The following is an 18,228-nucleotide window of genomic DNA, read 5'->3' on the forward strand; positions in this document are numbered from 1 at the left end:
CCGGCTCATCGCCGGCTGTGCACTTCGTAGATGAGAAACTTCAGGTAGTGCTGTTCCGGCGCGCCAGCGTTCTGCGGGTGGTCGCTCGCCGCCCGAGACTCGCGCACCACGCGCAGCACTTTGTGGGCGTCGACGGCCGCATCCAAGATGGTGTCGCGGAACCGCTCGGGCGACATGTGATAGGAACAGCTCGCCGTGACGAGAAAACCGCCCTCCCGGAGGATGCGCATGGCGCGCAGATTGATCTCCTTGTAGCCTCTCTGGGCGCTTTCGATCGACTGCCGCGACTTTGCAAACGCCGGCGGATCCAGGATCACCACGTCGTAGCGCATGCCGCGCGCGTCCTGCTCGCGCAGGTAGTCGAACGCGTTGGCGACCACAAAATCCGCCCGGTCGATCACGCCGTTGCGGCGGGCGTTTTCACGGGCAAGTTCCACGGCATCCGCGGAGATATCCACCGCGGTGACGTGCGCCGCGCCGTAGTGCAGCGCATGTACGGCGAACGCACCGGTGTGGCAGAAGCAATCGAGCACGCGGGCACCGTCGACCTCGTCGCCGCGCTCGCCGAACAATGCGCGCCGCGCCGTCCATCCCGTCATCAACGGGCGAATGGCAGCACGATTTTCCGATTGGTCCCAAAAATACCCCGTCTTTTGACCCTCTCGCAGATCCACGGAAAACGTGAGCCCATTGTCGATCACGTCGACCACATCCGGGACCTCGCCGTAGGCCGTCTCCACGCAGAGCGGCAAGCCCTCGAGCCCGCGCACGGGCACGTCGTTGCGCGCCAGAATGCCATGAGGCTTGTACACCTCGACGAGGGCTTCAAGGGCATGCGGCCACAGCCGTTCCATGCCGGCCGTCAGCACTTGGGCGACGAGCACGTCGCCGAATCGATCGACAACCAGCCCCGGCACGAAGTCCGCTTCTCCGTACACCGCCCGGCCATAGTGGAGCGCTTGCGGAGCGAAGCGGCGCCGATATTCGACCGCCTGCCGAAACCGCCGAACGAAGAACTCGACGTCAATTCGCTCGTTCTGGCGATACGTCAGCACACGCGCGAGAATCTGCGAAGCCGGATTCGCGTAGCCTCGAGCCAGAAAGACGCCCTGGTGATTCACAATGTCGACGAGATCGCCCGGAGCGAGCGGGCCGTCCACCCGCTCCACCTCCGAGCGGTAAATCCAGGGATGACCTTGTTCCAGGCGCCGCCTTCGATCGCGGCGCAGGACGAGGCGCGTTGGCAACAGGCCGTCTCTCCTCTCTCTCATGCGCTTGGTTCGACGACCCCGAGCGCGTTCAGAAGCGTGTAGAGATGTTCCCGGAGCGCCTTGGACGCCGGCACAAGGGGCGAACGGACGGAGCCCACGTCGATGCCGATGATGGAAAGCGCCTCCTTGACCGGCGCCGGACTCGCCTCCATAAACATGGCCTCGAAGATGGGCAACAACCTCGCGCTCCAGTACGCCGCTTCATCCACCTGGCCCTGCCAGAACAAATCCATCATGGTGCGGATCTGCCGGCCCACCACGTGCGCCGCGACGCTCACGACGCCCGCCGCGCCGATGGCGAGCATCGGCAGCGTGAACTTGTCGTCCCCGCTGTAAAGGAGAAAGTCGTCGGGCTTCTCGGCCGCGATGCGGAGGATCTGCGAAAAGTCGCCGCTCGCCTCCTTGAGCGCCACGACATTCGGAATCGCGGCGAGCTGAAGGGCCGTCTGGGGCTGCAGATTCACCCCCGTCCGTCCAGGGACGTTGTACAGCATGACCGGCAGCGTGGTCGACTCCGCGATGCTCGCGAAGTGCATGTACAGCCCTTCCTGCGAAGGCCGGTTGTAATACGGAGTCACGAGCATGACGCCCTGGACGCCGAGCCGGGCGGCTTCCAACGTGAGTTCGATGGAATCCTTGGTCGAATTGGTGCCGGTGCCCGCGATGACCGGAATTCGCCCGTCCACCGCGCGGAGCGTGGCATCGAACAGGCGCAGCTTCTCCGCGTGGCCGAGCGTCGGGGATTCGCCCGTCGTCCCGCACACCACGACCGCCGTCGTGCCCGTCTCAATCAGGTGGTCCACCAACCGCCTCAGCCGACCTTCGTCCAGCGCTCCAGTGGCGTCAAAGGGCGTGACCATGGCCGTGATGAGACTCCCAAAATCCATACGCATCTCCCCTGTTCAGGTTCCCGAAAGCTGAAAAGCGCGGTGAAGGGCGCGAACGGCGTCCTCCATCTGGCTGCCATCGACGAGCACCCAGATGGTGGTGTGGGAATCCGCCGACTGCAGGATCTCGATCCCGGCTTCCGCCAGGGCGTCGACGATGCGCGCCATCACGCCGGGAACGCCCATCATCCCCGCGCCGACGGCCGAAACCTTGGCGCAACCCGGCCGCGTCTCGACCCGGTACCCGAGCTGCGACAGGTGGTGGACGGCGGCGTCCGCCAACGCGTCCGGCACGGTGAACGCGACCTCCGACGGCGTCACCGAGATAAAGTCCACCGAGATGCGGTGTTCCGCCATCAGCCGAAAGATGGACGAGGCGCCGATGCCTTCGCCGCGCACGCGAATCTGCGTCACATTGGGCGTGTGCGCGATACCCGTGACATACCGATCCATGACGCGGCCATGCTCCAGATGCGCGGCGGCCTGCGTCACGAGCGTGCCGGGATCGTCGGACAGCGTGCTCCGGACCCGGATAGGCACGTTGCCTTGCATCGCCAGCTCGACGGCCCGCGGATGAATCACCTTCGCTCCCTGGTACGCCATGTTACAGATCTCAGTATACGTCACCTGGCGCAACTGGCGCGCGTCTTCCACGATGCGCGGATCCGCGGTCATAATGCCGGAGACGTCGGTGAAGATGTCCACCACTTCCGCCCTGAGGGCCACCCCGAGCGCCGTCGCCGTGGTGTCGCTCCCGCCGCGACCGAGCGTGGTCACATCGCCCGATTCGGTGCTGCCCTGGAATCCCGTCACGACGGCGATCTCGCCCGCCTCCAGCGCGGCGCGCAACCGCTCCGTCCGGACGTCGAGGATCCGCGCGTTGCCAAATTCCTCCGAGGTGACGATCCCGGCCTGCGCCCCCGTGAACACCCGCACGCGGTGACCGCGGGCGCGAAGCTCATGTGCAAACACCACCGCGGAGATGATCTCGCCGCAGCTCATCAGGAGGTCGCGATCGCGGGGATCCGGTGGGTGGCCCGCCCCATCGCCCGCCTCGAGCAGGCTCAAGAGCGTATCCGTCGCATACGGATCCCCGCGCCGCCCCATCGCCGAGACCACCACGGCGACCTGATATCCCTCGTTCAAGGCGCGCTCGACATGGCGATACGCCGCACGCCTCGTCTCCGGTGTCGCTACCGACGTGCCGCCGAATTTCTGCACCACAATCTTCACAACGGCTCGACTCCTTCGCTCAACCCGCCATCTCGATCAGCTTCTCGGCGATTTGTACCGCGTTCCACGCCGCGCCCTTCAGCAGGTTATCGGCGACGATGAACAGCAGAATCGTGTGAGGATCGTCGAGGTCCTGGCGAATGCGGCCGACGAACGTCTCTCCGCGGTTTTCGACCATGCGCGGATGCGGGTATGCGCAGGAGGCCGGATCGTCCACAAGCACGACATTCTCGGCGTTTGCGAGGCGCTCCCGGACCTCTGCCACACGCACAGGCTGGCGGAAACGCACCGCAACCGATTCCGCGTGGCCGTACAGGACAGGCACGCGCACCGCCGTCGGCGTCACGCGCAGCGACGGAAGCTCCAGAATCTTGCGCGACTCGTTGACGAGCTTCATTTCCTCTTTGGTGTAGCCGTTGTCGAGGAAGATGTCGCACTGCGGGATGACGTTGAACGCCATGGGCACGTGGCGATCCTGCTTGACCACGGGAAACACCGTGGTCACTTCGCGCTCGCCCGCTTCCGTCCGCTGGACTTCCTCGAGCAACGCGTCGATGGCCCGCTGCCCCATGCCACTCACGGCCTGGTAGGTCGAGATGGTCACGTGTTCAAGGCCAAACTCGCGCAGCGCGTGCAGGACGACGACCAACTGAATGGTGGAACAGTTCGGGTTGGCGATGATCCCGCGATGGTGCCGAAGCGCGTGCGCATTGACCTCCGGCACCACGAGCGGCACGTCTTCGCGCATGCGAAACGCCGATGAGTTGTCGATCACGACGGCACCGCGCTCGACGGCCACAGGTGCCCAGGTCTCGCTCGCCGAAGCGCCCGCGCTGAAGAGGGCGATGTCCACGCCGTCGAACGATTCAGGCCGGACGGCCTCCACCACGAGCTCCTGGCCGCGAAACGGAACGCGCGTTCCCGCCGATCGAGGAGACGCGAGGAGCCGCACCTCGCCAGCCGGAACGCCGCGGCGCTCCAGCGTGGACAACATCCGCCTGCCCACGGCGCCCGTGGCGCCGAGAATCGCGATGTGATAGCGCTCTTTTCTCTCCATCCCCAAACTCCTTCTCCCAAAATCCGCGCTCACGGCCTGTCTTCGCGCCAGCGTTCGATGAGCACCGGCTGCAATTGGCGCCCTTCGAGCGCGGCGGCGACCGTCTCCGGGATCAAACGCATGAGCGCAACAAGCGAATTCATTTTAACATGCGGCGCATCCTGGCCAAACGGCACAAAATAGACGTTCTTTGCGTTCATGAGCATGGCGATGTTGTACAAGCTCAAGCCTAGCCCATCGTTGGTGGAGATGGCAACCACGACAGGCCTACCATTGCGAAGCGTGGCCTTGGCGGCCATCAGCACGGGCGAGTCCGTGTTGGCATGGGCAAATCGGCTCAGCGTGCTGGCGGTGCATGGCGCAATCACGAACGCGTCGAGCGCCTTCGAAGGACCGAGCGGCTCCGCCTCAGGAATCGTGGTGATGGCCTGGTTGCCCGTGACTTCCTCAATCTTTCGGGCCCACTCGCCCGCCGCGCCGAACCGCGTGTCGGTGTGCATCACGTGATGGGAAAATACCGGCAGCACGCGCGCGCCGAGATCGCACAGCCGCTTGACCTCCGGAAAGATCTCCTCGTACGTGCAGTGACTCCCTGTGACGCCAAAACCGATGGTCTTTCCACTCAGGTCCATAACTCTTCCTCCTCGAACTCCGGTTCGTCGTCGTCCGCGAGCATGCGCGTGATGGACGCCGCGATGATCCGGCCGGCCGTCCTCGGCGCGACCAGGCCCGGCAAGCTCGGCGTGAGGATGGCCTTGATCCCGCGCCGCTCGGCGTAGCGGAAGTCGGTCCCGCCGGGCTTCGACGCGATGTCGATGATCACCGCTTCCCGCCGCATCCGCTTCAGCACGGCCGCCGGCAGAACCATGGCTGGAATGGTGTTGAACACGATGTCCGCGTCGTGCACGGCGTGCTCAATGTGTTTGAGCGGCACGGGAATGAGGGACTGCTCGTGAATCCGGGCGAGATCGCGCGGATCGGCCGCGCACACGTGGACGATGGCGCCCATGGCGTGGAGCTTGTGGGCGAGCGTCTGGCCGCAGCGCCCGAATCCCAATACGACGGTCTTCGCGCCGTGAAGGGTGATGTCAGTCTCCTGCATCGCGATGGCGATGGCGCCTTCGGCGGTGGGAATGGAGTTGAGAATGGCCACGTCGTCGAGCTCCATCAACTTCACCAGCCGGAGCGAGTACCGCTCGCACCACTCCTTGAGCACGCGGTGCGCGATGCCCGTGAAGACGAAGGTGCCGGGCCGCATGGCCTGAAAGTGCGACTCCTTCAACTCCACCGGTTGCGGCGCGAACGACGTGTCCACGCGCCCGTCATCCTCCATGCCGGCGACCGGCAACACGAGCGCGTCCGCCTGCGCGAACACCGCCTCGGTGGGCTCTGCAAAGGTCGTGTCGGCGAACGTCCGCCCGAGATCGGAAAAACCGATCAGCGTGGCGCTCGCGTCGTTGTCCGTGATCTGCGCGATCACTTCGAGCTGACGCCGATCGCCGCCGACAAAGACCAGGTGTTTCCCAGTGAGCATCGAGGGTCACCTCGCCATTGGCATGCGCCATAGCTTATGACGTCCGCCCACAAGGGGTGAGAACACAAAAAAGCCCGGGTGCTCGTTCGAACACCTGGGCCTTCTTCGTGGCGCGTCGAAAACCTACACCCGCCCCGTCGAGCCGAATCCGCCTGCCCCGCGCTCGGTGGGACCGAGGTAGTCCACAGGCACGAGACGGGCCACGTAGATCGGCGCGATCACCAGCTGGGCAATCCGCTCCTTTGGTTGCAGCACGAAATCGCGGCTGCCGTTGTGGCAGAGCGGCACGACGATCTCGCCCGTATAGTCGCTGTCGACGACGCCGACGCCGTTGGCGAGGGCGATGCCGTGCCTGGTGGCAAGGCCGCTTCTGGCATACACGAGCGCCACGGCATCGCGGCGAGCGAGTTGAATCGCGACGCCGGTCGGCACCGGCACGATGTCGCCCGGCCGGATGGTCACCGGCTCCTGAAGGCAAGCGCGGAGATCCATGCCGGCTGAGCCTTCCGTGGCGTACTGCGGCAGGTCGTCGGGCGACAAAAGCGGCGACACAATTTTCACCTTGACGTCGATCTCCAGGCGGCCGTTCACGAAGAGACACACACCTTCGCGGCGCGATCGAAGGCGAACTCGGCGAGGGGGCCCACGGCCGCCAACGCAAAGCCGTGGCTCAACACGTCCTCGGCGACGCGCTGAATGTCCTCGGGCGTGACCGCCTCGATCCCGGCGATGGTCTCTTCGATGGGCACATCCCGGCGAAGCAAAATCTCATTTTTGGCCAGACGGCTCATCCGGCTGCCGGAGCTCTCAAGGCCGAGGATGAGCGCCCCCTTCACCTGCCGCTTGGCCTTCTCGAGTTCGTCCTGGGAAATGGGTTCCTGCCACATGCGCGCCGTGACTCGCTGTACGAGATCGAGCACTTCTTCGGCGGTCTCGGGCGACGTGCCCACATAGATGCCAAACATGCCCGCATCCTGGTAACCCGTGTGGAACGAGTAGACCGAATAGGCCATGCCGCGCTCCTCGCGAATTTCCTGAAACAAGCGCGAGGATTGCGTACCCCCGAGCACGTTGTTCAGGAGCAGCAAGGGATACAACTCGCGCGACCCGGCAGGGTAACCCGGGGCTGCGAGACACAGGTGCACCTGTTCGATGTCCTTGTCCTCCGTCGTGATCGTCTTGTGAAAGGGCGGCGGCGCAAGCGAAGGCGCGACGGACGATCCGGCCTGCAGACCGCCGAACACCCGCTCCACCTCTCGAATGACGACATCTTCCGGCACGTGCCCGGCGACCGAAACCACCATGCGCTCCGGCCGATAATGCCGTTCCACATAGCGCACCAGATCTTCACGCGAAAACCGGAGCAGGTTTTCATCGCGCCCGAGAATGGTGTATCCCAGCGGGTGCTCGCCGTACACCCCGCGCGCGATGAGATCCATGACGAGCTCGTCGGGGGTGTCTTCGTACATGCGGATCTCCTCGATGACCACCCGCTTCTCCTTCTCCATCTCCTCCGGAGCGAAGCGCGAATCGGTCAGCATCTCGGCGAGCGTCTCGAGCGCGACGGAGAAGTGTTCGTCCAACACCCGCGCGTAAAAACACGTGAATTCCTTCGCGGTGAACGCGTTCACCTGGCCGCCGAGATCGTCAAACAGATGCGCCAGTTCCTTTGCGGAGTGGCGCGATGTTCCTTTGAAAAACATGTGCTCGAGAAAATGGCTGATGCCATTTTCGCTGTACGATTCGTAGCGAGATCCGGTCTGAATCCAAATGCCCAAGCTCACCGAGCGGATGGAGGACATCTCTTCCCCCACCACGCGGAGCCCATTCGCCAATGTCGTTCGGTATGTCAAACGCTAGGCCTCCTACATCACTGTTGGCGCGCTTGTGGCGGCGCCTTGCCGTCAGGAACGGAGCGTATCCCTCGCGAGCGTCGCCGGAGGCATCACCGCGGGCCGCTCGTCGACCACATCTTCCACGGTCTTCAACCGGTATCCCCGCGCCTCGAGCCAACGGATCACCGCCGGCAGCGCCTCGACGGTCGACCTCGTCGGATGCATCAGAACAAGCGCCCCGGGCTCGGCCCCCCGTTGCACCCGCTGCACGATGACTTCCGGCGGCGGATTCCTCCAGTCCACGGTGTCCGCGGTCCAGAGGATGGCGTACATGCCGCGCGACTTGGCGAGCGGCGCCAGCCGGGCATCGTACGATCCGGCAGGCGGAGCGATGAGGCGAGGTCGTCTGCCGGTGATGGCTTCGAGGATCCGGTTGGTCTCGTCGAGCTGCGCGCCGAGCTTCGCATCGGACAGCCGCCGAAAATCGGGATGTCCGGAACCGTGCGATTCCACCGCATGACCGTCCCGGGCCATGGAGCGGACGAGATCGGGAAACTTTTTCGCCCAAGCGCCATCCACGAAGAAGGTGGCCTTCACGTGCGCGTCGCGAAACACCTGCAGCATCTTCGGCACGTACGCCTCGCCCCACGACACGTTCACCATGAGCGCCACCGATTTTTCCTGCGCAGGGCCGCGATAGATCACGTCAGGCGGGAGATCTTGAAGCCGCACGGCCGGCGGCACGAGCCGCCAGACGAGGTGCACCGCTCCGTCGCCCGAACGTGCCGTCTCTCGTTCGCTGGCCGGGACGTCGAGCGCGAAGCCCGCCAGTCCCGGGATGTTGTGCCAGACGCGATCGCGCCGGGCGTCGACGGGCGGGCTGCTCCACGCGCGGCTCACGCCCTCCCACAGCCGCGCCGATGGAAGAGGCGCGGGGCGGGCAGGCGCCTGCGCGCGCACCGGGAGCGCGGCGCCCATCATCCAGGTGGACACGCCAACCATCAGACAAAGGCAAAGATGCCTGGCTTGCAACGAGCATCCCTCCATCCGCATCACGCGGATTAGGATGCCTCCACGCGCGGGCGGTCAATCACGGGTGGTTCCTGCGCGGCGCGGGCCTCGGACCGGCGCTGTGACCTTGATCCTTCCGCGACTGCCCGCCCTGCTGCGGTCCGCGGCCGGGTCCTGTCGACGAACGGGGCGGCTGCGGCGGCGCAGGCGGCTGCATCGCCTTCAGCACCTCTTTGCGGGACAGGTTGATTCGGCCCTGGCTGTCGATCTCGGTCACCTTGACCGTCAGGGTGTCGCCCACCTGGCACACATCCTCGACCTTCGCCACGCGATTCAGGTCGAGTTGCGAAATGTGCACGAGGCCCTCCTTGCCGGGCAGGATCTCGACGAATGCCCCGTACTTCTCCACGCGCGTCACCTTGCCCGTGTACGTGGCGCCGACCTCGACTTCGCGGACGATGTTCTCGACCATCTCGCGAGCCCGGTTCGCCTGTTCCGCATCGGTGCTGTGAATGTAGACGCGGCCGTCCTGCTCGATATCGATCTTGACGCCGGTCTCTTCGATGATCTTGTTGATGACGCGCCCGCCCGGGCCGATCACGTCTCGGATTTTGTCAGGGTGGATCTTGACGGTGATGACCCTCGGCGCAAACTTCGAAAGATCGGCGCGCGGTTCCGAGATGGCCTCCATCATCTTGCTCAAGATATACATCCGGCCTTCTCGCGCCTGCTTCAGCGCGCGCTCGAGAATGGAGCGGTCAATGCCGCTGATCTTGATGTCCATCTGCAGCGCGGTGACGCCCCGCTCCGTGCCCGCAACCTTGAAGTCCATGTCGCCGAGATGATCCTCAATCCCTTGGATGTCGCTCAGGATGGCGACCTGATCGCCCTCTTTGACCAGTCCCATCGCGATGCCCGCCACCGGCGCCTTGATGGGCACGCCCGCATCCATGAGCGCCATGGTGCTGCCACAGATGCTCGCCTGGGACGTCGAGCCGTTCGACTCGAGGATCTCCGACACCACGCGGATGGCGTATGGAAACTCCTCCGGGGAGGGGATGACGGGATCGAGCGCGCGCTCTCCCAGGGCCCCGTGGCCGATATCCCGGCGGCTCGGCGCCCGGAGGGGCTTCGCCTCGCCAACGCTGAAGGGCGGAAAATTGTAGTGATGCATGTATCGATTGGACTTCTCCAGCTCCAGGCCATCGAGCAGTTGCTCGTCGCCCATCGAGCCGAGGGTACAGACGGAAAGCGCCTGCGTCTGTCCGCGCGTAAACAGCGCAGACCCATGCGTCCGCGGCAACAGGCCCACCTCGCACGAGATGGGGCGAATCTCGTCCAGGCGCCTGCCGTCGGGGCGGATGCCCTCGCGCAAAATGGCCTCGCGCACCCGTTCCTTCAGGATGGTGTGCATGACTTCGGCGATGTCCGCCTCTTTCTCGGGGAACGCCTCCTTGAAGTGCTCCAACACTTCGGCGTTGAGGTTGGCGAGCGCCTCTTCGCGCGCGAGCTTGTCCGGGTTGCGAACCGCCGCGTTGACCTTGTCGGTGGCGTACTCGCGCACGGCGGCCTCAAGCTCCGGATCCACTTTGTGGAGTTCCACTTCGCGCTTCTTCACGCCGACCTTTTCGGCGAACGCGTTGATTTCATCGCAGATGGTCTGAATCACCTGATGGCCGTACAGGATGGCCTCGAGCACGACCTCCTCGGGCACTTGATTCGCCCCGGCCTCCACCATCACGATGGCGTCCTTCGTTCCCGCGACGACCAGATGCAGATCGCTTTTCTCCGACTGCTCGACGGTGGGGTTGATGACGAATTGGCCGTCCACAAGTCCCACGATCACGCCGCCAATCGGACCGTTGAAGGGAATGTCGGAGATGGTGAGCGACGCGGACGTGCCGATCATCGCAGCGATCTCCGGCGCGCAGTCCTGATCGACCGACAGGACGAGATCGACAATCTGGACGTCGTTCCGAAATCCCTCAGGGAAGAGCGGACGAATCGGCCGGTCGATGAGTCGAGACGCCAAGATGGCGTGCTCACTCGGCCTTCCCTCGCGCTTGATAAAGCCGCCGGGAATTTTCCCGACCGCGTAGAGCCGTTCTTCATAGTTCACGGTGAGCGGGAAAAAGTCGAGCTCCTTCGGCTCCTTCGACGCTGTCACCGTGGCCAACACCACGGTTTCACCGTACTGAACGTGGACCGCAGCCGTCGCCTGCCGGGCCAGTTTCCCAGTCTCCAGGACAAAACGCCGGCCCGCCACTTCAAACTCATGGCGAACCACCATGCATCTCCAACCTCCTGCCATCTCAAGCGGCGAAACGCCGCACGCCATGCTATGTACAAACGGGGGTCTTCCGCCACACATGCAAAAGAAGCGGGCCGAAGCCCGCCTCGTCTCAGTGGCGCAATCCGAGGGATTCAATCAACTGCCGGTACCGGTTGATGTCCTTCTTCCGCAGGTAATTCAACAGGTTGCGGCGACGGCCGATCAACTTGTAGAGGCCGCGGCGCGAGTGATGATCCTTCTTGTGAACGCGGAAGTGCTCCGTGAGCGAGTTGATGCGCTCCGTCAAAAGCGCGATCTGCACTTCCGGCGACCCGGTGTCGAGATCGTGCAACTGGTACTTTGCGATGATTTCCTTCTTCTTGTCCGATTCGAGCATGGAAATCCTCCTTGAACGTGAAAATCGCTGCATCGAAGAACAGGCCGGAGGCTCCTGATCCGCGGTGCAGTTCATCGTGTTGCGCACACGGTCATCACTATACCATATTGCCCAAAGCAATGCCAGTCGTAAGCGCCCGATCGGCCCTGACGCGATGACAAGCGAGGAAAGGCTGCCGCCTTAGGGGAGATCCCCGCGCGCCGCGCGTGCGGCGTCAAGGAAGAGACGGTCGCGCCCAGGGTCAAGCGGAAGGCAGACCGCTCGTCAGGCCGACCATGGAGCGCGCAGCCTCACAGTCGCGAGCGATTTGCCCTTTCAGCGCCTCCAGCCCGTCAAACTTCATCTCGTCGCGGATCCGGCGGAGAAACGAGACGCGAAGCGTCTTTCCGTACAAATCGCCGTCGAAGCCGAGCAAGTGCACTTCCAGCTGAAAGCTGCGGCCGTCGACCGTCGGACGGTATCCAGCGTTCAGCACGCCAAACGCGTGTGCCGAACAGGCGCCCTCGGCCTCTTCCACTTCCACAAACACGGCATAGACGCCGCTTTTGGGCAACACGTACTCGTCGATGCCGCCGAGATTGGCGGTCGGAAAGCCAAGGGTCCGGCCGCGCTTGTCTCCGTGGACGACTTGGCCCGAGATGACGTACGGCCTGCCGAGGAGGGCCAGCGCCGCCTCCACGCGTCCTTCGCGCAGGTGCTCGCGAATGCGGGAACTCGAGATCTTATGCCCGTGCTCTTCCACCGGCTCGACCACGTGCACGTCGAAGCCCCTGTTGCGGCCGAGATCGCGCAGCACGTCGACGGTGCCTTGCCCGCCGCGCCCGAATCGAAAATCGGGTCCGACCACCACGTGGCGCACCCGGAGCGGCACCAGATAGCCGTCCACAAAGGCCGCCGGCTCAAGCTGCTGAAACGGGCGATCGAAGCGAGCGACGTAAAACGCGTCGACGCCGAGTTCCTTGAAGATGCGGACCCGTTCCCTGCGAGGGGTGAGCCACCTGGCGTACTCCGGGTTTCCCGTCAACGCGTACGTCGGGTGCGGCTCGAAGCTCATCACGGCCAGCCGCTCGTCAGGTGCCTGCAAATCGCGCGCGGCGTTGAGAATGGCCCGATGCCCCAAGTGCACGCCATCAAATTTCCCGATGGCCAGAACCTGCGGCGCGGGAGAAACCGGTGCCTGGCCCTCCATGACCATCCATTCCACGGACTCATCCCCTCTTCCAAAACACCTTCTTCGGTCGAACGGCAGCGGGCTTCCGATCCATCGCCTCGCCGACGGCGGCCACCGTGCCAGCGTAAACCACGAGGACGAGATCGCCCGGCGACAGCGCCAGCGCCTCGCCCACTTCCACGGCCTGGCCGTTGGCGAGGCGCTCCATGGCTTCGCGCGAAGGATGCCAAAGCGGCAGGCCGTCCAGATACAGGAGCGGATCGCGCAAATGGAACGCCGGCTCGTCCGATGCCAGCCAGTCGTCGAGGGGAATCGCGTCTTCGATGCGCGCGCTGCCAATCGCGAGCCGGCGAAGCGACCGCATGTGCGCGGGCACGCCGAGCAACTCGCCGAGATCGCGGCACAGCGCTCGCACATAGGTGCCTTTGGAGCAAACCACGCGAAAACGGGCGACGGCGATCTCGCCCTCGTGCTGCAGCCCGTCGAGGGTGAACGCCCGGACGCGAACCGTCCGCTCGGGAAGTTCCACGCGCTTTCCCTGGCGGGCGAGATCGTAGGCCCGCTTGCCATCGACGTGGACCGCGGAATACTGCGGCGGCCGTTGTCGGATGTCGCCCGTGAGCTTGGAGGCGGCTTCCCGCACGGCGTCGAGGTGAAGATCCTTCGCGGACGCTTGCGCGATGACCTGGCCTTCCGCGTCGTCGCTGTCGGTCCCGACGCCAAAGACCACCGTGCCACTGTACTCCTTGTCGCCCTGGCCGAGGTACTCGAGCAGTCGAGTCACACGGCCCACGCAGATCATCAAAAGGCCCGTCGCCATCGGGTCGAGCGTTCCCGCGTGGCCGACGCGGCGCACGCCGAGCTTGCGCCGGACGCGATCCACCACGTCATGCGACGTCATCCCCTGTGGCTTGTCGACGAGCAACACGCCTTCTAGTTCTTGCACGTTTCATCCACTTCCCGCAAAGCGGCGATCACGGCCGCTTCCACGGCCCGTTTCGCCTCTTCCAAGGTGCCTTCGAGGACGCATCCCGCTGCGCGCGCGTGCCCTCCTCCGCCGAACCGCTGCGCGATGGAAGCCACGTCCACGCGCCGCTTGGAGCGGAGGCTCGCCTTGATCAGGCCGTCCGGGCGCTCTCGCAGCAACACGCCCACCTCGACCGTCTCCACGGAGCGCGCAAAGCCCACGAGGCCCTCGACGTCGTCCTCGCTGGCGTTGCACGACGCGAGCATCGCCTGGCTCACCAGGATGAACGCGTACCGGCCGTCCGGCGCAAGGGTCATGTCGCGCAGGGCGATCTGCAACAGCCTCATCTGCTCGAGCGTGCGCGCCTCAAGCGCGGGCTCTGCGATGTCGTACGGCTGCACGCCGCTCGCCAGGAGTTCGGCCGCGATTTGGTGCACCTCGCGCGTCGTGTTCGGATAACTGAACCCGCCCGTGTCGGTCAGGATGCCTGTGTAAAGACACTTGGCCAGATCGACGGCGAGGGGGATGTCGAGCGCCCGCGCCACGTGATAGAGCACCTCGCACGTGGCGGCCGCCTGCGGATCGACGCAAACCACCCATCCGTAGCCAGGATTGGTCTGGTGATGATCGATGTTCACCAACAACCGATCCGCCGCGAGAAGCGGCGCGACCGGCGCGAAGCGCTGTTCATCGGCGCAGTCGACCGCGACGACGTGCCGGAACTGGCGCGACGCGAAATCTTCGACCGCTTGGATGCGATCGTACATCGGCAGGAAGCGGAACCGCGGGGGCAATGCCTCTCCGGCCGCGATCGCGTATCGCTTGCCCAGCGCGTCCAGCATGTGCGCCACCGCCAGGGCGCTCCCCAGCGCATCACCGTCGGGCCGCTCGTGCGTGACAATCAGCCAGTCATCGAGGCTGCGAAGTGCCTCCGCAGCGCGCGCGATCGCGCCCTTGTCCCGTGGCTCGGGCTGCCAACTCGTCATTCCGTGACTCCCCTCGGCCGCTCAATCGTTCGCTTCATTCTCCTTCAGCGACTTCAGCACTTGCTCAATGCGCTCGCTGTACTCGCCCGACTCGTCGAGGCGAAACACGAGTTCCGGCGCGATGCGCATGTGCAGCCTTCGCGCGATCTCGCCGCGAATGAATCCCGCCGCTTTCGTCAGGACCCCGAGCGTGGCGTCCTTGTCGGCCTCCTGGCCGTACACGCTCACGTAAATCTTGGCGTGCTGGAGATCGCCCGAGACCTCCACGCGCGTGATGGTCACAAAGCCAATCCGCGGATCCTTCAAATCGTGCTGAAGGATGTCCGCGAGCTCCTTTTTCATCTGTTCGGCCACTTTCTGTGCCCGAATTCGCGTCAACGTTCACGCACCTCCACGGCGTTCGCCTCTCACACCCGCGCGACCTGTTCCATCGTGAACGCCTCGATCACGTCGCCCACCTTGATGTCGTTGAATTTCTCGATGGTCATGCCGCACTCGTAGCCTGCCGCCACCTCGCGCACGTCATCCTTGAACCGGCGCAACGACGACAGCTTGCCTTCGTAGATGACCACGCCATCGCGCACCACCCGCACGTCCGCGTCGCGCGGAATCCGCCCGTCCGTGACGTAGCAACCCGCGACGGTGCCCACCTTCGAGATGTTGAACGTCTCGCGCACCTCCGCGTGGCCGACGATGACCTCCTTGTACTCCGGCGCCAGCATGCCCTTCATGGCGGATTCGATCTCCGCGATGGCGTCGTAAATCACGCGATACAGGCGGATATCGATCTTCTGCTGCTCCGCCACGCGCCTTGCGTTGGCATCCGGACGCACGTGGAAGCCGATGATGATGGCGTTCGAGGCGGAGGCGAGCTGCACGTCGGACTCCGTGATGGCGCCGACGCCCTTGTGAATCACGCGCACCCGGACGCCCTCGACGTTGATCTTCTCGATGGACTGCACCAGCGCTTCGACCGAGCCCTGCACGTCCGCCTTCACGATCACGTTCAACTCGGCGACGTTGCCTTCCTTGATCTGGCGATACAGATCGTCCAGCGTGACGCGCGCCGTCGCCTGCATTTGTTGCCGCTCGCGCTCGAGGCGCCGCTCCACGACGGCGCGGGCGCTCTTTTCGTCGTCGTACACCACGAACAGGTCGCCGGCCTGGGGCACGCCGTTCAGCCCCTGGATCTCCACCGGCGTCGACGGCGGAGCTGCCTTCAGGCGCCGGCCATTTTCGTTCACCATCGCCCGGACGCGGCCGTACGTCGTGCCCGCGATCACGATGTCGCCCACCTTGAGCGTTCCATTCTGCACCAAAACCGTCGCCACCGGTCCGCGGCCGCGATCGAGCTTCGCCTCGATGACGGTTCCGCGCGGGCGCGCGTTCGGATTCGCCTTCAGATCCTGCATGTCGGCGACAAGCAGGACCATCTCCAGCAGGGTGTCGAGGTTCATCCGCTTGAGCGCGGAGATCTCGACGAAGACTGTGTCGCCGCCCCATTCTTCAGGGACCAGCCCGTACTGCACCAGTTCCTGCTTCACGCGGTCCGGGTTGGCGTCCGGCTTGTCGATCTTGTTGATGGCGACGATAATCGGCACATTCGCGGCCTTCGCATGGTTGATGGCCTCCACCGTCTGCGGCATGACGCCGTCGTCCGCCGCCACCACGAGAATGGTCACGTCGGTCACCTGAGCGCCGCGCGCGCGCATGGTGGTGAACGCCTCATGCCCAGGCGTGTCGAGGAACGTGATGAGCCGCCCGCCGATCTCGACTTGGTACGCGCCGATGTGCTGCGTGATCCCACCGGCTTCGCCGGCAGCGACGCGGCTCTCGCGCAGCGCGTCGAGGAGCGTCGTCTTGCCGTGATCGACGTGGCCCATGATGGTCACCACGGGCGGCCTCGGCACGAGCTCGGACGGATCATCGGGCTCCACCAGGAGTTCGAGCGCCTCCTCGTCCACCGGCTCTTTGACGTGCACGGTCACGCCGAGGTCGGATCCGATGAGCTCCATGGTATCCGTGTCGATGTCCTGGTTGATGGTCGCCATCACGCCGAGCATGAGCAGGCGCTTGATGATCTCGGCGGGCTCACGCTGCAAGAGCTTCGCGAACTCGCCCACCGTCATGGGGCCCTCGACCGTCACCTCGGTCGGCAGCGGCTTCTCCTGCTTGCCCGCGCGCCGCTTCTGAGCTCGCTGCAGCTTCGTCTCATTGAATTCCTCATGCCGCTGGTACCCTTCGCGCTCCTTGCGGTCCTTCTCCTTCCGCTGCGATCCCGGCGCCACAGGCTTCTGTTGCGCAGCCTGAGCGGCCACCACCTGCGGCGGACGAGGCGCGCGCGGAAAGCGCGAGCCGCCTCCATTCCCGGACGACGGACGCTGGCCATCCCGGCTGCGCGCATGAGCGCGATCGCCCTGGCCCTGCTGCCCCTGCGGGCGCCCCGCATACCCGGACCGATCCCGGCTTTGCCGATCTCCCTGACCGGTTCCCCCGTTCCGGCCGTGTCCGCCGTTTCCGCCGCGCTGACCTGCAGGCCGATCCGACCGGGGCCTATCGTCCCGGGAACGATTCGGAGAGCCCTCGCGCCGATCCCGGCCTTGCCCCTGCGCCGCGCCGCGATCGCGTCCACCGTCGCGCTCCCGCCGCGGTGGATTCGCCTGAGCGCTCGCGTGTTCCACGTCTCGTTGCCCCTGGGCTGCGCGATCGCGCCCGTTTGGCTGTCCTGACGGCGCACGGCTCTGCGCCTGTTCGGCCTGCGCCTCGGCCCTTGCCTTCTGTTGGCGCTCGCGCAATTCCTTCTCCATCTCCTGTGCACGCCTTTCTGCCGCACGACGCTTCACATCTTCAAAAAACTGTTCGACCTTCTGAATCATCTCATCGTCCATCACGCTCATGTGATTGGCGACGGGCACGCCGAGCCGATTGAGGATGGTCAAGATCTCCTTGCTCGACATGTTCATCTGCTTTGCGTACTCGTACACTCTCAGTTTCGTCAAACGCTCCACCTCCGTGGAATTCCCCAAGCCGCGCCACGACCTCGCGCGCAAATCCAGGCTCCACGACGGCAACGGCACCGGACGCATCCCGTCCAATGGCTCGACCGATCTCCGCTTTGGTCCCGAAACACACGACCTGAATGCCGTACGACGCCGCCTTGTCGATCAACTTCTTCCGGCCATTGTCTCCCGCGTCCTCCGCGATCATCACCAAGTGGGCCCGCCTCGTCCTCACGGCGTCCAATACGCGTTTCTGACCGTCGATCACGGCCCCAGCCCGGCGCGCCAGGCCGAGAAGCCCCAAGACCGCTTCTCTGTCAGCGCGCATCTCCGTCCCCCACCAGTTGGCGGCGCAGCGCGTCATGGATCTCCTGTGGAATGGTTGTCTTCAGCGCGCGCTCCAGCGCCTTTCGCTTCACTGCCACGTTGAGACACGCTTCGCTTGGGCAGAGATAGGCGCCCCGGCCGTTCCGCTTCCCGGTCGGATCCAACAAGATGTCACCGTCGGGCGTTCGAACGACGCGCGTGAGCTCCGACTTCGGTTTCATCTCCTGGCAGCCCACGCATTTGCGAAGCGGCACCTTCCTCACGCGATTCATGCGGCGCCC

The 18,228-nt window shown here is 64.9% G+C and carries 18 protein-coding genes; all 18 read right to left on the reverse strand.

Features of this window, described 5'->3' with window-relative positions; genetic code table 11:
• Window positions 1–5: 5 nt before the first annotated feature.
• The 18 genes from J3481_RS04335 to rnpM all read right to left on the reverse strand — a co-directional run bounded on the left by J3481_RS04335 (window position 6) and on the right by rnpM (window position 18,219).
• Window positions 6–1,271: a class I SAM-dependent rRNA methyltransferase gene (locus J3481_RS04335; RefSeq protein WP_206830748.1), complete on the reverse strand. Its 1,266-nt coding sequence runs from the start codon at window positions 1,269–1,271 to the stop codon at window positions 6–8.
• Window positions 1,268–2,158: a 4-hydroxy-tetrahydrodipicolinate synthase gene (dapA, locus tag J3481_RS04340; protein WP_206830749.1), complete on the reverse strand. Its 891-nt coding sequence runs from the start codon at window positions 2,156–2,158 to the stop codon at window positions 1,268–1,270. Before dapA ends, J3481_RS04335 begins: the two co-directional genes overlap by 4 nt.
• Window positions 2,159–2,173: 15 nt before the next feature.
• Window positions 2,174–3,391, reverse strand: a complete 1,218-nt coding sequence (gene dapG, locus J3481_RS04345) for an aspartate kinase (RefSeq protein ID WP_206830750.1) — start codon at window positions 3,389–3,391, stop codon at window positions 2,174–2,176.
• 19 nt (window positions 3,392–3,410) lie between these two features.
• Entirely contained in the window at window positions 3,411–4,448 is a 1,038-nt protein-coding gene (locus J3481_RS04350; protein WP_206830751.1) for an aspartate-semialdehyde dehydrogenase, read from the reverse strand.
• 29 nt (window positions 4,449–4,477) lie between these two features.
• Entirely contained in the window at window positions 4,478–5,080 is a 603-nt protein-coding gene (locus tag J3481_RS04355) for a dipicolinate synthase subunit B (RefSeq protein ID WP_206830752.1), read from the reverse strand.
• The gene (gene dpsA / locus J3481_RS04360; RefSeq protein WP_206830753.1) at window positions 5,071–5,982 is read right to left on the reverse strand and encodes a dipicolinate synthase subunit DpsA; all 912 of its coding nucleotides are present in this window, start codon (window positions 5,980–5,982) and stop codon (window positions 5,071–5,073) included. The genes J3481_RS04355 and dpsA overlap by 10 nt, the downstream gene beginning before the upstream one ends.
• A 123-nt stretch (window positions 5,983–6,105) precedes the next feature.
• Window positions 6,106–6,555 (reverse strand): dUTP diphosphatase, encoded by a 450-nt coding sequence (gene dut, locus J3481_RS04365; RefSeq protein WP_206830836.1) that lies wholly within the window; start codon window positions 6,553–6,555, stop codon window positions 6,106–6,108.
• Between the two features lie 14 nt (window positions 6,556–6,569).
• Window positions 6,570–7,835 (reverse strand): M16 family metallopeptidase, encoded by a 1,266-nt coding sequence (locus tag J3481_RS04370; RefSeq protein WP_206830754.1) that lies wholly within the window; start codon window positions 7,833–7,835, stop codon window positions 6,570–6,572.
• Between the two features lie 51 nt (window positions 7,836–7,886).
• Window positions 7,887–8,849 carry a polysaccharide deacetylase family protein gene (locus J3481_RS04375; protein WP_236011156.1) on the reverse strand — a complete coding sequence of 321 codons (963 nt, stop codon included), beginning with the start codon at window positions 8,847–8,849 and terminating at the stop codon, window positions 7,887–7,889.
• Between the two features lie 58 nt (window positions 8,850–8,907).
• Window positions 8,908–11,118, reverse strand: a complete 2,211-nt coding sequence (locus J3481_RS04380; protein WP_206830755.1) for a polyribonucleotide nucleotidyltransferase — start codon at window positions 11,116–11,118, stop codon at window positions 8,908–8,910.
• Window positions 11,119–11,230: 112 nt separating this feature from the next.
• Window positions 11,231–11,497 (reverse strand): 30S ribosomal protein S15, encoded by a 267-nt coding sequence (rpsO, locus tag J3481_RS04385; protein WP_206830756.1) that lies wholly within the window; start codon window positions 11,495–11,497, stop codon window positions 11,231–11,233.
• Window positions 11,498–11,738: 241 nt separating this feature from the next.
• Window positions 11,739–12,692 (reverse strand): bifunctional riboflavin kinase/FAD synthetase, encoded by a 954-nt coding sequence (locus tag J3481_RS04390; RefSeq protein WP_236011178.1) that lies wholly within the window; start codon window positions 12,690–12,692, stop codon window positions 11,739–11,741.
• Between the two features lie 13 nt (window positions 12,693–12,705).
• On the reverse strand, window positions 12,706–13,614 hold the full coding sequence (truB, locus tag J3481_RS04395; protein ID WP_206830758.1) for a tRNA pseudouridine(55) synthase TruB: 909 nt from the start codon (window positions 13,612–13,614) through the stop codon (window positions 12,706–12,708).
• Complete coding sequence (locus J3481_RS04400; protein ID WP_206830759.1) at window positions 13,602–14,621, reverse strand: DHH family phosphoesterase; 1,020 nt, start codon at window positions 14,619–14,621, stop codon at window positions 13,602–13,604. The genes truB and J3481_RS04400 overlap by 13 nt, the downstream gene beginning before the upstream one ends.
• A 21-nt stretch (window positions 14,622–14,642) precedes the next feature.
• Window positions 14,643–14,999 (reverse strand): 30S ribosome-binding factor RbfA, encoded by a 357-nt coding sequence (gene rbfA / locus J3481_RS04405; RefSeq protein WP_206830760.1) that lies wholly within the window; start codon window positions 14,997–14,999, stop codon window positions 14,643–14,645.
• 29 nt (window positions 15,000–15,028) lie between these two features.
• On the reverse strand, window positions 15,029–17,584 hold the full coding sequence (gene infB / locus J3481_RS04410) for a translation initiation factor IF-2 (RefSeq protein WP_236011181.1): 2,556 nt from the start codon (window positions 17,582–17,584) through the stop codon (window positions 15,029–15,031).
• Entirely contained in the window at window positions 17,499–17,948 is a 450-nt protein-coding gene (locus tag J3481_RS04415) for a L7Ae/L30e/S12e/Gadd45 family ribosomal protein (RefSeq protein WP_236011158.1), read from the reverse strand. The genes infB and J3481_RS04415 overlap by 86 nt, the downstream gene beginning before the upstream one ends.
• Window positions 17,938–18,219, reverse strand: coding sequence for an RNase P modulator RnpM (gene rnpM, locus J3481_RS04420; RefSeq protein WP_206830762.1), 282 nt, complete (start codon window positions 18,217–18,219; stop codon window positions 17,938–17,940). Before rnpM ends, J3481_RS04415 begins: the two co-directional genes overlap by 11 nt.
• Window positions 18,220–18,228 lie beyond the last annotated feature (9 nt).

Origin of the sequence: Alicyclobacillus fructus, assembly GCF_017329605.1 — a bacterium.
GTDB lineage: Bacteria > Bacillota > Bacilli > Alicyclobacillales > Alicyclobacillaceae > Alicyclobacillus > Alicyclobacillus fructus.

Coding starts and splice junctions, on each gene's coding strand:
- infB (WP_236011181.1), bottom strand. CDS start 17,584: ATGAACATGTCGAGCAAGGAGATCTTGACCATCCTCAATCGGCTCGGC.
- J3481_RS04400 (WP_206830759.1), bottom strand. CDS start 14,621: ATGACGAGTTGGCAGCCCGAGCCACGGGACAAGGGCGCGATCGCGCGC.
- J3481_RS04350 (WP_206830751.1), bottom strand. CDS start 4,448: ATGGAGAGAAAAGAGCGCTATCACATCGCGATTCTCGGCGCCACGGGC.
- J3481_RS04335 (WP_206830748.1), bottom strand. CDS start 1,271: ATGAGAGAGAGGAGAGACGGCCTGTTGCCAACGCGCCTCGTCCTGCGC.
- rnpM (WP_206830762.1), bottom strand. CDS start 18,219: ATGAATCGCGTGAGGAAGGTGCCGCTTCGCAAATGCGTGGGCTGCCAG.
- J3481_RS04380 (WP_206830755.1), bottom strand. CDS start 11,118: ATGGTGGTTCGCCATGAGTTTGAAGTGGCGGGCCGGCGTTTTGTCCTG.
- dpsA (WP_206830753.1), bottom strand. CDS start 5,982: ATGCTCACTGGGAAACACCTGGTCTTTGTCGGCGGCGATCGGCGTCAG.
- dapA (WP_206830749.1), bottom strand. CDS start 2,158: ATGGATTTTGGGAGTCTCATCACGGCCATGGTCACGCCCTTTGACGCC.
- rpsO (WP_206830756.1), bottom strand. CDS start 11,497: ATGCTCGAATCGGACAAGAAGAAGGAAATCATCGCAAAGTACCAGTTG.
- J3481_RS04355 (WP_206830752.1), bottom strand. CDS start 5,080: ATGGACCTGAGTGGAAAGACCATCGGTTTTGGCGTCACAGGGAGTCAC.
- J3481_RS04415 (WP_236011158.1), bottom strand. CDS start 17,948: ATGCGCGCTGACAGAGAAGCGGTCTTGGGGCTTCTCGGCCTGGCGCGC.
- J3481_RS04390 (WP_236011178.1), bottom strand. CDS start 12,692: ATGGTCATGGAGGGCCAGGCACCGGTTTCTCCCGCGCCGCAGGTTCTG.